General features: G+C 69.6%; 16 protein-coding genes and 1 riboswitch. Of the genes, 9 read left to right on the top strand and 7 right to left on the bottom strand.

Annotated elements, in window-relative coordinates:
* Positions 1–108 precede the first annotated feature (108 nt).
* A riboswitch (guanidine-III (ykkC-III) riboswitch) is annotated at positions 109–173 on the top strand.
* A 9-nt stretch (positions 174–182) separates the two neighbouring features.
* Complete coding sequence (locus ACFQ0P_RS01115) at positions 183–503, top strand: DMT family transporter (RefSeq protein WP_204979897.1); 321 nt, start codon at positions 183–185, stop codon at positions 501–503.
* 269 nt (positions 504–772) lie between these two features.
* Positions 773–1,276, top strand: a complete 504-nt coding sequence (locus ACFQ0P_RS01110) for a GNAT family N-acetyltransferase (RefSeq protein ID WP_378771068.1) — start codon at positions 773–775, stop codon at positions 1,274–1,276.
* On the opposite strand, the gene ACFQ0P_RS01105 is transcribed toward ACFQ0P_RS01110, so the two are convergent.
* Complete coding sequence (locus ACFQ0P_RS01105) at positions 1,277–1,501, bottom strand: hypothetical protein (RefSeq protein ID WP_378771067.1); 225 nt, start codon at positions 1,499–1,501, stop codon at positions 1,277–1,279.
* Positions 1,502–1,732: 231 nt separating this feature from the next.
* Here ACFQ0P_RS01105 and ACFQ0P_RS01100 point away from each other — a divergent pair, with 231 nt between their 5' ends.
* From ACFQ0P_RS01100 to ACFQ0P_RS01085, 4 genes are read left to right on the top strand one after another with little or no spacing between them, the layout of a single operon-like run.
* A complete protein-coding gene (locus ACFQ0P_RS01100; protein ID WP_204979896.1) occupies positions 1,733–2,074 on the top strand; it encodes a PadR family transcriptional regulator in 342 nt (113 codons plus the stop codon).
* 1 nt (position 2,075) lies between these two features.
* On the top strand, positions 2,076–2,450 hold the full coding sequence (locus ACFQ0P_RS01095; protein WP_204979895.1) for a DUF1048 domain-containing protein: 375 nt from the start codon (positions 2,076–2,078) through the stop codon (positions 2,448–2,450).
* Positions 2,447–3,211, top strand: a complete 765-nt coding sequence (locus ACFQ0P_RS01090; RefSeq protein ID WP_204979894.1) for an ABC transporter ATP-binding protein — start codon at positions 2,447–2,449, stop codon at positions 3,209–3,211. Before ACFQ0P_RS01095 ends, ACFQ0P_RS01090 begins: the two co-directional genes overlap by 4 nt.
* Complete coding sequence (locus ACFQ0P_RS01085; protein ID WP_204979893.1) at positions 3,211–3,975, top strand: ABC transporter permease; 765 nt, start codon at positions 3,211–3,213, stop codon at positions 3,973–3,975. Before ACFQ0P_RS01090 ends, ACFQ0P_RS01085 begins: the two co-directional genes overlap by 1 nt.
* 145 nt (positions 3,976–4,120) lie before the next feature.
* Here the strand turns inward: ACFQ0P_RS01085 and ACFQ0P_RS01080 are convergent, their stop codons facing one another.
* The 4 genes from ACFQ0P_RS01080 to ACFQ0P_RS01065 all read right to left on the bottom strand — a co-directional run bounded on the left by ACFQ0P_RS01080 (position 4,121) and on the right by ACFQ0P_RS01065 (position 9,619).
* Positions 4,121–4,372: a hypothetical protein gene (locus ACFQ0P_RS01080; protein WP_204979892.1), complete on the bottom strand. Its 252-nt coding sequence runs from the start codon at positions 4,370–4,372 to the stop codon at positions 4,121–4,123.
* Between the two features lie 460 nt (positions 4,373–4,832).
* Positions 4,833–6,983 (bottom strand): heavy metal translocating P-type ATPase, encoded by a 2,151-nt coding sequence (locus ACFQ0P_RS01075; RefSeq protein ID WP_204979891.1) that lies wholly within the window; start codon positions 6,981–6,983, stop codon positions 4,833–4,835.
* Between the two features lie 99 nt (positions 6,984–7,082).
* Positions 7,083–7,667 (bottom strand): GNAT family N-acetyltransferase, encoded by a 585-nt coding sequence (locus ACFQ0P_RS01070; RefSeq protein ID WP_204979890.1) that lies wholly within the window; start codon positions 7,665–7,667, stop codon positions 7,083–7,085.
* A gap of 80 nt (positions 7,668–7,747) precedes the next feature.
* Positions 7,748–9,619 (bottom strand): alkyl/aryl-sulfatase, encoded by a 1,872-nt coding sequence (locus tag ACFQ0P_RS01065; RefSeq protein WP_204979889.1) that lies wholly within the window; start codon positions 9,617–9,619, stop codon positions 7,748–7,750.
* 550 nt (positions 9,620–10,169) lie between these two features.
* Here ACFQ0P_RS01065 and ACFQ0P_RS01060 point away from each other — a divergent pair.
* Positions 10,170–11,786: an SPFH domain-containing protein gene (locus tag ACFQ0P_RS01060; protein ID WP_204979888.1), complete on the top strand. Its 1,617-nt coding sequence runs from the start codon at positions 10,170–10,172 to the stop codon at positions 11,784–11,786.
* Positions 11,787–12,125: 339 nt separating this feature from the next.
* A complete protein-coding gene (locus ACFQ0P_RS01055; protein ID WP_204979887.1) occupies positions 12,126–12,518 on the top strand; it encodes a hypothetical protein in 393 nt (130 codons plus the stop codon).
* A gap of 28 nt (positions 12,519–12,546) precedes the next feature.
* On the opposite strand, the gene ACFQ0P_RS01050 is transcribed toward ACFQ0P_RS01055, so the two are convergent.
* Both ACFQ0P_RS01050 and ACFQ0P_RS01045 read right to left on the bottom strand, forming a co-directional pair.
* On the bottom strand, positions 12,547–13,587 hold the full coding sequence (locus ACFQ0P_RS01050) for a nuclease-related domain-containing protein (protein WP_204979886.1): 1,041 nt from the start codon (positions 13,585–13,587) through the stop codon (positions 12,547–12,549).
* Positions 13,584–13,664, bottom strand: a complete 81-nt coding sequence (locus tag ACFQ0P_RS01045; protein WP_204981479.1) for a DUF2510 domain-containing protein — start codon at positions 13,662–13,664, stop codon at positions 13,584–13,586. Before ACFQ0P_RS01045 ends, ACFQ0P_RS01050 begins: the two co-directional genes overlap by 4 nt.
* Before the next feature lie 202 nt (positions 13,665–13,866).
* Here ACFQ0P_RS01045 and ACFQ0P_RS01040 point away from each other — a divergent pair, with 202 nt between their 5' ends.
* A complete protein-coding gene (locus tag ACFQ0P_RS01040; RefSeq protein WP_204979885.1) occupies positions 13,867–14,601 on the top strand; it encodes a thermonuclease family protein in 735 nt (244 codons plus the stop codon).
* Positions 14,602–14,633 lie beyond the last annotated feature (32 nt).

The raw sequence follows: 14,633 nt of genomic DNA, 5'->3' as shown, positions 1-14,633 counted from the left end.
ACATGTCCGCAGCTGTGCACGCGAGGTCCCGGCGACTTTTCCGCCCCGCGACCCTCCGCATAGCCGTCCCCTGCTCAGGGGGTGACCAGGATGCCGCGGTAGCCTGGTGTGCGGATCCCGACCGGATCCCCGGACGACGGATCAGTACCCGGTGAGCGACAAGACTGGCCAGGAGCACAGTCATGTCGTGGGTCATCCTCATCCTCTCGGGCGTCCTCGAGGCCGTCTGGGCCACCGCGCTGGGCAAGTCCGAGGGCTTCACGAAGCTCTGGCCGACCATCGTCTTCGGTGTCACCCTGCTGCTGAGCATGGGCGGTCTGGCCCTCGCGATGCGCGAGATCTCGACCGGCACCGCCTACGCGGTGTGGGTCGGCATCGGCGCGTCTCTCACCGTGGCGTACGCCATGATCACCGGCGACGAGTCGTTCTCGATCGTGAAGATGCTGCTCATCCTCGGCCTCGTCGGGTGCGTCGTCGGGCTGAAACTGGTCGGCCACGAGTGAGTCCGCGCCGCGGAAAATTCACCTTCAACCTGACGTAGAAATGACTTCGCGATGAACTCTTGACGACGCGCGCGGGCTGAGTAGATTCAGTTCTGCGAAGAGAAAACAGAGACGAAGGAACCCGAAAGGGAACCAGAAACAGAGACCGCACATCGCTGATGATCGCCCCGGGGCTTCGGCTCCGGGGCGATCTTCGTCGTGTCCGGATGCCGTGTCCGGATGCCGTGTCCGCATGCCGGGGGACGGATGCCGCCGCGTACGCTCGGCGCATGGAACCCACGACCCTCCTCGGCGGCGCGATGCTGCGCGAAGCCCGACCCGGCGACGAGGCCGGCATCCTCGCGTGCATCCGAGGGCTCGCGGAGTACGAGCGCGAGCCGGACGCCGTGGCGAACACCGCGGAGGCACTGACCGAGAACCTGTTCGGCGCCGACCCGAAGGTGTTCACGCACGTCGTCGAGCGCGAGGGTCGCATCGTCGGCATGGCGATGTGGTTCCTCACCTACTCGACCTGGACGGGCCGGCACGGCATCTGGCTCGAGGACCTCTTCGTCCAGGACGATCAGCGAGGCCACGGTTATGGCAAGGCGCTGCTGGCGTCGCTCGCCCGGGTCTGTGTGGAGCGCGGCTACTCGCGGCTGGAGTGGACGGTGCTCGACTGGAACGCCCCCGCGATCGCGTTCTACCGCTCGGTCGGCGCCGTGCCGATGGCGGAGTGGACGACCCAGCGCCTCACGGGCGACGCGCTGACCACGCTGGCCGGCGCGCGCTGATCACGCGCCGTCGTCGGCGGTTCCCGGGTCTTCTTCCGGGTTGCCGGGGCGAACGGGCGCGTCGTCGCGGATGTCGATGCGCGTGATCCCCTCGCCGCGGTCGGTCACCTCGATGCGCGGCGCGGCGTCGTCCTCCGTGGCGTTCGGCGCAGCCAGAAGCTGATCGCGGCGCTTCTCCTCGTCCGTCATGGCGTCGGTCGTCGAGTCGTTCGTGTAGTCGCTCACTGGGTCGTCCTCTCCGTGCGGCCGCGCCGAGGTGGATGCCGCGGCAAGCCCGCGCCGCGATGGCGCCTGCGACCGACCGTACCGAGCGCCGGGCTCTGAGCGCCCCGGGTTGACAGCGGCGGAGGCCGCGGCATCCCTCTCGGAAGAATTCCGGTACTCGGTGTTGCCAAGTACCGGTACTCAGTGTTACCGTCTAGTGGTAGTCAGCAACACAGAGTAGAGGAGGAGCCGATGGGCAGTCAGATGACCGAGATGCTCAAGGGCACCCTCGAGGGCATCGTCCTGGCCGTGCTCGCAGCGCGGCCCGCGTACGGGTACGAGATCACCGCGCAGCTGCGCGACCAGGGGTTCTCGGACCTCGTCGAGGGCACCGTGTACGCGCTGCTCGTGCGAGTCGAGCAGAAGGGCCTCGTCGACGTGGCGAAGGTCCCGTCCGAGAAGGGGCCGCCCCGCAAGGTCTACACGCTGAACGCGCAAGGCCGCGAACAGCTCGAAGAGTTCTGGAGGACGTGGAGCTTCCTCGCAGAGCGGATCGATCAGCTCCGCACACACGACACCGAAGGAGGCAGCTGAGATGGCTGCGAAGTGGTACGAGCTGGTCACCGGATCGCTCGCCGACAAGAAGGCATACCGCCAGTACAAGGCGCGGATCGCCGCCCTGCCCGAACCGTACAAGACCGCCGCGAACGCGTTCGAGCGGTACTTCATGTACAACGGCGGCATCACCGATGGAGACCCCGCCGTGATGCTGACGATGCTGAACGACTTCGCCGATCTGTGGGAGCGCGCCGCAGCCGACGAGACGCCGGTGCACGAGATCACCGGCGACGACCCGGTCGAGTTCGCCGAGACGTTCGCCGCCTCGTACTCCGGCAAGCGCTGGATCGACAAGGAGCGCAACCGCCTCACCGACACCATCAAGGGTCTCGACGGGAAGGAAAGGAAATGACCGCCGCCATCTCCGTCGCCGGGATCGAGAAGTCCTTCAAGGACCTGCACGTGCTGCGCGGCGTCGACTTCGAGGTCGAGCGGGGGAGCATCTTCGCCTTGCTCGGCTCGAACGGTGCCGGCAAGACGACGCTCGTGCGCATCCTGGCGACACTGCTCAAGGCCGACGCGGGCACCGCGACGGTGAACGGCTACGACGTCGCAATCCAGCCGGGCGACGTGCGTCAGTCCATCAGCCTGACCGGCCAGTTCGCCGCGGTCGACGAGGTGCTGTCGGGGCGCGAGAACCTCGTGCTCGTCGCCCAGCTGCGACACCTCAAGAATCCGGGCGAGGTGGCCGACGAGCTTCTGGCGCGCTTCGCGCTGTCGGATGCCGCGGCACGCAAGGCATCCACCTACTCGGGTGGCATGCGCCGACGTCTCGACATCGCGATGAGCCTCATCGGCGACCCGCCGATCGTGTTCCTCGACGAGCCGACCACCGGCCTCGACCCGCAGGCGCGAATCGAGGTGTGGCAGACCGTCCGGCAGCTCGCCGCGGGCGGCACCACGGTGCTGCTGACGACGCAGTACCTCGACGAGGCCGAACAGCTCGCGGACCGCATCGCGATCCTCCACCGGGGGACCATCATCCAGAACGGCACGCTCGACGAGCTGAAGGAGCTTCTTCCGCCCGCTCAGGTCGAGTACGTCGAGAAGCAGCCGACGCTCGAAGAGGTCTTCCTCGCGCTCGTCGGCGATGAGAAGAAGGAGGCGGCCTGATGTCCGCACACGTCGTCGGCGACACCGCCGTTCTGACGAGCCGGTCGCTGCGGCACATCCTGCGCAGCCCCGACACGATCATCACCACCGCGGTCACGCCCATCGCGCTGATGCTGCTGTTCACGTACGTGTTCGGCGGCGCCATCAACCTGGGGTCGCAGGAGTCGTACATCGACTACATGCTTCCCGGCATCCTGCTCATCACGATCGCGTCGGGGGTGGCCTACACCGCCTACCGGCTGTTCCTCGACATGCAGGGCGGCATCTTCGAGCGGTTCCAGTCGATGCCGATCGCCCGGTCGAGCGTGCTGTGGGCGCACGTGCTCACGTCGCTCGTCGCGAACCTCATCTCGATCGGGGTGGTGATCGGGGTGGGCCTCATCATGGGGTTCCGCACCGGCGCCTCGGTGTGGGTGTGGCTCGCGGCCATCGGCATCCTCGTGCTGTTCACCCTCGCGCTCACCTGGATCGCGGTGATCGCGGGCCTGTCCGCGAAGACGGTCGACGGGGCGAGCGCCTTCAGCTACCCGCTGATCTTCCTGCCGTTCATCAGTTCGGCCTTCGTGCCGACGGAGTCGATGCCCGCACCGGTGGCGTGGTTCGCCGAGAACCAGCCGGTCACGTCGATCGTCGACACCCTGCGCGCGCTGTTCGCGGGGGAGCCGGTCGGCGCCGACATCTGGGTCGCGCTCGCGTGGCTCGTGGCGATCCTGATCGTGGCGTACGGCTTCGCCGTCGCGATCTACCGGCGCCGCATGCGCTGATGCCGAGCGGCCCTCCGGCCGGCCGCATACGAAGATCCCCCCGCGCTCTGCGCCGGGGGGATCTTCGTTTCTGGGGGGTGGGGCTCCCGGGGGGAGCTGGTGGGGCTGGGGTGTCGTGGTGGATCGCCGGGGTCTGGATGCGGGGTCAGGCGTTCTGCGGAACGAGCCGCTCGGCGATCGCCGCGAGCGCCTCTCGCAGGGACTCGAACTCGCACACGCCGGTCGCGCCGTTCACCCACAGCACGTAGACGCGGGAGTCCTTGCACTCGAGGTAGGCGATCACCCGGCGCGGGTCGTTCACATCGGCGTCCGGGTCGTTGGCGACCCAGGCGCCGTCGCCCACCCATTGCAGGTCGGGCTGCCGGTCACGACGGGCGATAGGGCTGGACGCGAGCATGTGGGAGCCTCCTCGATCCGGAACACGCTGTCGATTCACCACCAAGGATGACTCCGAAGTCGCCCTCGGGGAGGACCCTTGACGACGCCGCGAAGTTCTGCAAGCCGGTGAGGAGGTGCGGGTTGGTGGTGCGAGTGGGGGGCGAGCGCCGTTCGGTGCCTGTGGGCGGTTCGATTCGGGGGGTCCGCCGGGTCGCGCTGCAGTTTCCGACACACGCTGTGCTTTCCGACGCAGCGTGTGTCGGAAACTGCAGCGGTTGCGCGGTTGCGCGGTTGCGCGGGTGCGCCGTCAGCGTCGGGTGAGCGCGACGGGCGTCGGGTTGCGCGGCGCGGCGGGCGTCGGGTTGCGCGGCGGGCGTCGCGTTGCTCTGCGTTGCGTCGGGTCGCGCTGCAGTTTCCTGCGGAGGCGGCGGTTCGCGACGCAGCGCGTGCAGGAAACTGCAGCGGTTGCGCGGCTGCGTTCAGCGCTGGGTCAGCGCGGCGGGGTCGAGGTCGAGGCGCCGGAGCAGTTGGGCGTTGAGCGCGACGACGACCGTCGACACCGACATGAGGATCGCTCCCACCGACATCGGCAGGACGAACCCGATCGGCGCGAGGATCCCTGCGGCGAGCGGCACCGAGATGAGGTTGTAGCCGGCGGCCCACCACAGGTTCTGCGCCATCTTGCGGTAGCTCGCGTGGGACAGCTCGATCACCGACAGCACGGCGCGCGGGTCGTCGCCGGCCAGGATGACGCCCGCCGAGGCGATCGCGACATCCGTCCCCGCGCCGATGGCGATGCCGACGTCGGCCTGCGCGAGGGCGGGGGCGTCGTTGACACCGTCGCCCACCATCGCGACCCTGCGGCCCTCGGCCTGCAGCTCGGCGACCTTCGACGACTTGTCCTCGGGGCGTACCCCGGCGAAGACGCGGTCGATGCCGAGCTCGCCGGCGACCGAAAGGGCCACGGCTTCGGCGTCACCGGTGATCATGACGACCTGGATGCCGCGATCCTGCAGCGCGCGGACGGCGTCACGGGACTCCGGCCGCACGTCGTCGGCCAGACGCAGCGCGCCCGCGACCTCGCCGTCGACGAGGACGTGAAGGATGATCGCGCCCTCCCCGCGCCAGATGTCGGCGATGGGGAGCTCTCGCGCGCCCTCCTGGGTCAGCAGGTGCGGACCGCCCACCTGCACGCGGCGCCCGTCGACGCGGGCGCTCACTCCGACAGCGGGTGCCGAGGTGAAGTCGGTGGCGGCCGCGAGCGCATTTCCGCGATCGCGGGCGGCGGCGACGATGGCGCGGGCGAGTGGATGCTCCGAATCAGCCTCCGCCGCGGCGGCCAGGGCGAGCACGCGGTCGGCGTCGTGTCCGGGCGCCGATTCGACGGCCGTGACGGCGGGAACCCCGCGCGTGAGGGTGCCCGTCTTGTCGAACAGGACGGTGTCGACGGTGCGCATGCTCTCGAGCGCGAGCCGGTCCTTGACGAGCACGCCGCTGCGGGCAGCGCGCTCGGTCGCGATCGAGACGACGAGGGGGATCGCGAGGCCGAGGGCGTGAGGGCAGGCGATGACGAGCACGGTGATGGTGCGCACGACGGCCTCGTCCGGATAACCGAGAACCGACCACGCGATCGCGGTGATCGCGGCGGCGCCGAGCGCGAACCAGAAGAGCCAGCCCGCGGCGCGGTCGGCGAGCCGCTGCGCGCGCGAGGACGAGTTCTGTGCTTCGGTGACAAGTCGCTGGATGCCGGCGAGCGCGGTGTCGTCTCCGACCGCCGTGATCCGCACCCGGAGCCCGGAATCGGTGGCCACGGTGCCGGCGACCACGGGGTCGCCGTCGCTGCGGCGCACCGGGCGGGACTCTCCGGTGATCATGGACTCGTCCACGCTCGCGGCCCCCTGGACGACGGTGCCGTCGGCGGGCACGCGGCCGCCCGGGCGCACCACGACGACGTCTCCGACGCGCAGTGCCGACGGCGGGACGGTGACCGTGTCGTCCCCCTCGACCCGCTCGGCCTCGTCCGGCAGCAGCGCCGCGAGCGAGTCGAGCGCGTTCGTCGTCTGGGCGAGCGAGCGCATCTCGATCCAGTGGCCGAGCAGCATGATCACGATGAGCAGGGCGAGCTCCCACCAGAAGTCGAGCTGGTGGTGCAGCATCCCGAGGGTCGCGCCCCACGAGGCGACGAACGCGACGGTGATCGCGAGTCCGATCAGGAGCATCATGCCGGGCGTGCGGGCACGGAGTTCCTCCACGGCGCCGGTGAGGAACGGTGCGCCGCCCCACACGTACATCACGGTGCCGAGGGCGGGGGAGATCCAGACGACCCATGACGCGTCGGGGAGCGGGTAGCCGAGGAGCATGGCGAACATCGACGAGAACGCCACGACCGGGATCGCCAGAAGCAGGTTCCACCAGAAGAGGCGCCGGAATCGGATGACGTGGTCAGCGCCGTGACCGGCGTGCCCCGCGCCGTGGCCGGCGTGGTTCCCGGCGTGGTCAGCGTGGTCAGCGTGAGCGGGCAGGTGATTCTCGTGAGCCGAGTGGTCGGATCGGGAGCGATCGTGGACGGCGTCGTGAACCGCATCGTCGTGTGCGGCCGGGGTGGCGTGCGGACGGTTGTCTTCGCGCATCACTGGCCTCCTTCGCGGGTGCCGACTCGGAAAGGCATCCCTCGGATCCAGCAACAGGATACCCCCATAGGGTATTCCGAGAAACCGGTTGTCGCTCGGTCACGCCGCGGGAACGGTGATCCGCATGACGGTCTTGCTCTTGCCGATGTGGCGCTCGAAGGTGAAGCCCGCCTTCTCGAACATCGCACGCGTGCCGTTGTGGAGGAACGAGGACGACGTCCGCTTTCCGGGTTCGAGCTCGTTCGGGAACGACACGACCTCGCCGCCGCCCGCCTGGGCGATCAGGCCGAGTGCGCCGTCGAGGGCCTCGCGCGCGACGCCCGATCGGCGGTGGTCGCGGTCGACGAAGAAGCACGTGATGCGCCACGGCACGGGGCTCGACTCGCCGGCGTCGTACTGCTTGCGGTGGTAGATGTTCGGCAGCTCGGCGGGAGAGCCGAACTGGCACCACGCGATCGCATCATCGCCGTCGAACACGAGAGCGGCGTGCGCGACGCCCTCGTCGACGAGCCGCCTCTTGAACGTCGCACGGTCGTACTCGTCTTTGACGGTGCCGGCCGTGTCTCCGTGGAAGTACGAGCAGAAGCATCCGCCCCACACGCCGTTGTGCTTCTCGGCGAGCGCCAGCCAGGCGGGGAACGTCTCGGGCGTCAGCGGCTTGATCACGTGCGCAGTGTCGGACATCGCGGCTCCTCGCGTCGGTGGGGACAGTCTGCACGCACCCTCGGACGCTCGACAGGGCACCGCGATCCGCGCCGCCTCCGTTAGGGGAGCACGATCTCGAAGTCGGGATCCCCCTGATCGAGTACTTCGAGGATCTGCGTGAGCACGCCGAGGTCGCCGCGCACCTCCATCCCGTCGCCTGAGGTGTCGCCCCCGGCGAGGCGGATGAGCCGCGGCTTGGTGAGGGTGAGTCGCAGCGGGGTCGCGTCGTCGGCAGGCCGCTCGACGTAGACCAGCACACCGTTGCGCAGTGTGACGTGGAAGCTGCGGTCGAGGTCGGTGAGCACGAGGTCGAGGGCCAGGTCGAGGTCCCAGGCCCTCGGTCCGTTCACGCGGATGGCGACGGCGTCGAGCAACTGCTCCGGCGTGAGCTGGGCGATGATGAGCGGCGCCGCGGTCGTCGTGGGTGTTCCGAACGAGCCCTCCCGCAGTTCCGTCGCGCCGGACAGGAAGAAGCTGCGCCAGGTCCCGTTCTCCGAGCCGTAGGCGAGCTGCTCGAGTGTGTCGGCGTAGAGCGTGCGAGCGGGGGTGTGCGCGGCATCCGTGAACACCGCATGATCGAGCAGCGTCGCCGCCCACCGGAAGTCGCCGGCGTCGAAGGCCTCCTGGGCGAGCTCGACGACGCGGTCGATCCCCCCGATCGCCGCGACGTAGCGCTCGGCCTGCGCTTGCGGCGGGTGCGGCCACAGCCGTGCGGGGTTGCCGTCGAACCATCCCATGTATCGCTGGTAGACGGCCTTGACGTTGTGGCTGACCGAGCCGTAGTACCCGTGGGTGCTCCAGGCTGCCTCGATCGCCGGAGGCAGCTGGATCAGCTCGGCGATCTCGGCGCCGTTGTATCCCTGATTGAGCATGCGCAGCGTCTGATCGTGGAGGTAGGCGTAGAGGTCGCGCTGGATGCCGAGGAACTCCCGCACGGCGGCGTTGCCCCAGGTCGGCCAGTGGTGCGACGCGAACACGACGTCGACCTCGTCGCCGAAGCGCTCGATCGCCTCGGTCAGGTAGTGCGCCCACACGTGCGGATCGCGCACGAGCGCGCCGCGCAGAGTCAGGAGGTTGTGGAGGGTGTGCGTCGCGTTCTCGGCCATGCAGAGGGCGCGGAAGCGCGGGAGGTGGAAGTGCATCTCGGACGGCGCCTCGGTGCCGGGCGCCATCTGGAACTCGAGCTCGACCCCGTCGATCGTGTGCTTCTCGCCGGTCGCAGTCACTTCGAGCGTCGGCGGCAGGACCGTCGCGGTGCCCTTCGAGGTCGTCTGCCCGAGTCCGGCGCCCACCTGCCCACGGGGACCCTTCTCCAGCGCGGCGCCGTACATGTAGCCGGCGCGGCGCGCCATCGCGGTGCCCGCGTAGACGTTCTCGGCCACCGCGTGCTCGAGGAAGCCCTCGGGGGCGATGATCTGCACGCTGCCGTCGTCGACCTGGTCGGCGCTGACGATCCCGATCACGCCGCCGAAGTGGTCGATGTGACTGTGCGTGTAGATGACGGCACGGATCGGCCGATCGCCGCGGTGCGCGCGATACAGGTCCATCGCCGCCGCCGCGGTCTCCGTCGAGATGAGCGGGTCGACGACGATCACCCCCGATTCGCCCTCGATGACCGACATCACCGACAGGTCGAGGCCACGCACCTGGTAGAGGCCGGGCACGACCTCGTAGAGGCCGTGCTTGGCGGCGAGCCGGGACTGCCGCCACAGGCTGGGATGGACCGAATCGGGGGCTTCGCCGTCGACGAAGTCGTAGGCCGAGGCATCCCACACCACCTCGCCGTCGGCGTTGCGGATCTTCGGGTCGTCGAGCGTGGCGATGAAGCCGCGATCGGCGGCGGCGAAGTCGTCTTCGTCATGGAACGGGAGGGATGCCCGCGCCTCCGCGTTGTTCCGCACGATCGACGGTTCGGGGTGTCGCTGATGCATGGGGTCCTCTCGTCGTGCCCAGTCTTGCCGCAGCGCGGACGGTCGGCAAGACGGCGTATTGCGCGCGAGACCGCGCGTCGGACCGCCGCGCGTCGGGCCTGCACCATCCGCTGCGGGCGCGGCAGACGGTTCGCGCTGCAGTTTCCTGCACGCGCTGCACATCTTTCTGCAGCGGGTGGAGGAAACTGGCGCGGTCGCCCCGGGCCGGGAACCGGTCCGGTCATCCCGCCGCGGTGGGAGCGGTGGATGCCGCGGCATCCGTCACCGGCCCGCGGCGCGCACCGCCGCGGAGGCTCGGCCGTGCCGGGTTTCGGCAGTGCGCATAACTCCTGCATACCTGCTCGCGTCGCGCGCCGCCTCCGCGCGAACTCCGCAACTGCGGCGCACCGGTGGCCGAAAGTGCAGGAGTTACGCGCACCGGCTACGCAGCCGAGCCCCGACGCGGGCTGTGCACAGCGGCGGAATCCGCTCGGGTGGGTCGCCTCTCATCTGGCAGGGTGGGGGAGGGTGCCGGAACACGGTTGCCCGCACTCGTGAAGAAGGAGTCCCCATGGAGGTCGCCGGAGTCATCGGCATCCTGACCATCGTCGGCATCGCCGTCGTCGCCCTGATCATCGTCGGACTGATCGTGCTGCTGTTCGCCCGGAGCTGGATCAAGGTCGCACGCGCCGACGAGGCGCTGGTGATCTCGGGGCGCAAGCAGAAGGTGCAGAGCACCGTGCTCGCTGCCGACGGCTCGAGCCGGTCCGAGATGTCGGAGTCGCCCGTCACGGTGATCGTCAACGGCAAGGCGGTGGTGAACCCCATCACGCAGCGGCACGAGATCATCTCGCTGCGCTCGCGCCAGGTGTCGCTGAACGCCGAGGCCCAGTCGCTCGACAACGTCACCCTCAACGTCGATGGTGTGGCGATCGTGAAGATCGGCTCGGACCCGCTGTTCGTCCGTCGCGCGGCCGAGCGCTTCGCCTCGCAGGATAAGGCGATCGAGCAGTTCACCACCGAGCAGCTCGAGGGTGCGCTGCGAGGCATCGTCGCGACCCTCTCCGTGGTCGAGCTCATGCGGGAGCGCAAGAAGTTCTCGGATCAGATCGCGGTGGATGTCTCGCACGAGCTCGCTGAGCAGGGGCTCATCCTCGACTCGTTCCAGATCAAGGGCATCACGGATGCCGTGGGCTACATCCGGTCGCTCGGTGCCCCCGAGATCCAGGCGAAGCGACAGGCGGCGGAGATCGCGCAGACGAACGCCGACCGCGCGATCAACCAGAAGATGATCGCCAACCAGGAGGCGAACCTCGTCGAGCAGACCGCGCTCGACACGAACACCGCCAACGCCGACGCCGGGGTCGGTCGCGCGCGTGCCGAGGCCGAGAAGGCCGAGGAGCTCGCGCGGGCGAAGGCCGAGCAGGCGGTGCTCCAGCAGCAGGCCGAGAACAAGCAGGCGCAGCTGGATGCCGACGTCAAGCGCGTCGCCGACGCACAGCGCTACGAGGCCGAGACCCGCGCGCAGGCCGACCTGTACACGCGTGAGCGTTCCGCCGAGGCCGCGGCGATCGAACAGGTGAAGCAGGCCGAGGCCCGCACCCGCATCGCCGAGCAGCAGGCCGAGGCCGACAAGGCTCGCGCCGCCGGTGAGGCCGCTGCGGCCGAGGCGCAGGCGATGGGTGAGGCCAGTGCGCTGCGGGCGCTGGCGGATGCCGAGGCATCCGCTCGCCGTCTGCGCGCCCAGGCCGAGGCCGACGCGATCCGCGCCGAGGGTGAGGCGCGCGCGCGTGCGCTCGAGGCCGAGGCCGAGGCGATCGCGTCGAACCAGGAGGCGTTCCTGTCGCAGCGTGTGCTCGACGTGCTGCCGTCGATCATGGCGGAGTTCGCGAAGGGCTACGCCGCGATCGGCAGCGTCTCGATCGTGGGTGGCTCCGACGACGGCGCGAGCGGCGTGGTCGGGTCAGACAGTGCGAAGGCGATGCGGTCGGTGTTCGACAGCGTTGAGGCGGCGACCGGGCTCGACCTGGCCGCGATCATCCAGGGCCGCACGGTGGGCCGGTCGATCGGCGAGGGCGTGGCCGAGGGTGCGCCCGCGAAGGTCGGTGCGCGTTCGGCGGCCGGCGACGCGGACGCCAAGACGGATGCCGCGGCCCCCGCCGCCCGCACCGGGAGCGAGTCGGAGTAGAGGTTCTCGAGCGAAGGGGCCGGCCCCTCCGGGTCGGCCCCTTCGTCGTCTCTCGCCCGGCGGGGTGCGCAGGATTGCGGGGATGTGCACGATTGCGGATGCCCCGGCCCCGCCGCATCCGCGATTCTGCACATCTCCGCACACTCTGCACACCCCGGACGGCGGCTCACCGTGCGTGCGCATCCTCGCTCGATCGAGAACGCGTCCACCGCGGCGCGGGGACCTCGCGACCCTTGACGTGCGACCGTCCGCGCGAGGATCATGCGTGCGAAGGACCGGCCGCTGGGGACGGATCCATCGTGATGGGGGTGGGGCATGAATCCGGGGCCGATTTGGGGTGTGGTCTTTCTGGCAGCCGCGGTGGCGCTGATCCTGTGGGACGTGATCAGCTCGATCGCCGCCAACAAGAGCGCGAAGAAGGTCGAGGAGGCGAAGGCGAAGCTGGATGTCGCCGTGCTGAAGCTGGATGCCGCGAACGCGTCGGTCACCTCGCAGATCGGTCTCTTCGATGCCTCGCAGTCGGGAGTGATCCAGCAGGTCGCCGCTGCGACAGAGGACGCGAAGGCTGAGGTGACGAGCGCGAAGGATTCCCTGGTCAAGGCGTTCGACATGGCGCTGCAGGAGATGGCGAAGACCCACTCGAAGCTCGTCGTCGGTGCCGGGTTCATCGTGCTCGCGGCGGGTGCGTTCGGCGCGCCGATCCCGTTCATAGGCACGGGCGTCGGGGGATAGGCCGGGGCGCGGTCATCCGCGCCGTGCGTCAGGGGAGGAGGGCTGCGAGGGTCGCCTGGAGTAAGCCGTTCGCCAGGGCGAACGCCAGCGTCAGGGTCACGGCCAGCATGCTCAGTGCCCCGACCGACGCCCAAACGAGTCGACGCCGACGGGCGCTGACGACCTCCTGACGGAGGGCGGCGAATCCGTCTAGGTCGGCCTCGGCGAGGATCGGATCGCCCCAGGTCTTGGGGTCGACGGCGAGGCGCGAGACCCTTGCGACGTTGGCGTCCGTCAGGGTTGCTGGCCGCCGTGTCAGCCATCTCACCAGGGACGTCGAAGATAGGACCACGACGTCGGCTGGTCTCTCCTTGAACGCGATGGCCCGCGCCCCGACGATCGCGACGATGGGAGTGACCGCGATGGGCTCGCGAGCCGAGCGGGACAGGATCTGCGCTGCGCGCTTGGCCTCGAAGGAGGCGTTTCGCAGGTGTTCGGTCGGTTGACCACTGACGAGGAGCCGGCGGGATCCCACCCAGATCCGTTTTCCCTCATGGTTCTTGGTGTTGATGGTGAAGACACCACCGGGCCCGACCAGGAGGTGGTCGATGTCGCTTCCTCGGGTTCCGACGGGGATCGCATGGATCGTCGTCCATCCCGGTCCGAGGCGCGTCAGTGTCCGCGCGATCTCGAGTTCGCCCAGCGCACCCTGGTACCAGGGCAGCGCTTCGGCGCTGAGCGGGCTGGCTCCGAAGAACCGCGCGGCCCGGGACCGGGGTGGACCGGAGGCCCGCGCTCGCAATGTCTCAGCGATGACCGCGCTGCCGGGGGCGCGGAGGCGCAGCACGTCCGCGTCGGGCTCGACGTCGGTGTCGATGTCGGTGACCGGTGGCGCCGGTGCGTGCGCGTCAGGGTCGTGCCCCGCGGAGGAGGTCGCTTCAGACTCCGGGGCGATGGCTGTGCCGGGGCATCCGAGACAGCGCACCGTGCGGCGCGACCGTTCGTAGACGGCGGACGTCCGGGCGGGGATCGCTGCTCCGCAGACGCGGCAGGTGCCGGCGTACCGGAGCCGCATCGAGGTGTCGGTCACTGCTCCTGCCCGTCCCACCACCTGCCGAGGAGGGGGTCGACGGGATCGGGATACCAGCCAGGCTCAGATGCCGTCATTCTCTTGTTCCCCTCGTGCCAACGGGTTCGACCCTGTCAGAGCGACCGAGGTCGAATCAGCCGACGGAGTACTGATCTTGGGGAATGCTGATCCGTTCCTGAGGTTGATCGCCCCCCGCGCCGCCGGCTGAGTCCGAGCCCCCTGATACCGTCGCTTCGGCGCGGGCGTGGTCGCGCACACACGGCAGCAGATCGGGGAGCGGTGCGCACGAAGAGAACGACCTCGCTCCTCCTGGGCGTCGTGGCGATCCTCGTGGGCGTGCTGACGCTCACCGGATGCCTCGGCCTGGGCTCCCTCGTCAACCCCGAAGCGCCGAACCCCGCGCCGCCGACCGGCGCGGGCGAGGAGCGCGCGACCTTCGTGGCTGTCGTCGACGGCGACACGATCGAGACCTCTCTTGGCACCGTCAGGCTGATCGGTATCGACACGCCTGAGCGTGGCGAGTGCGGGCATGCCGAGGCATCCAACTCCCTTCTCGCGGTCGTCGCTCCCGGCGACGGTCTGGTGCTCGAGCTGCCTGAGGGTCAGAACGACGAAGACCGGCACGGCCGTTTGCTCCGCTATGCGACGACGGACGCCGGGGTGGACCTCGGGATGCTGCAGCTCGAAGCCGGCAGCGCGGTCGCTCGTTACGACTCGCTGGACGGCTATCCCGCGCACCCTCGCGAAGCGGACTATCACTCGGCCCAGGTCGCCACATTCGGCGCGGATGCCGCGGTGATCGCTGTGGGGTGCGCAGCGGCCGACCTGCCGTCGATGGACGAGCGGTGGTGGGAGGAGTACTCGTCGTGCGGGAAGCTGCGGAAGAACGATCTCGGGCTGCCGGTCGGCCCGTTCGACCGCGACGACCCGGCGGAAGCCGAGCAGTACGACTGGTTCGCGAACCGGACCGGCAACAACGGTGACGGTGACGGCGACGGCCTCGCCTGCGAGTGATCGCGACGGCGGGTGTGCCGGGCTGGGGTAGC

The organism is Microbacterium insulae (assembly GCF_042677065.1).
GTDB lineage: Bacteria > Actinomycetota > Actinomycetes > Actinomycetales > Microbacteriaceae > Microbacterium > Microbacterium insulae.
This window is presented reverse-complemented; position numbering and strand designations above follow the sequence as displayed.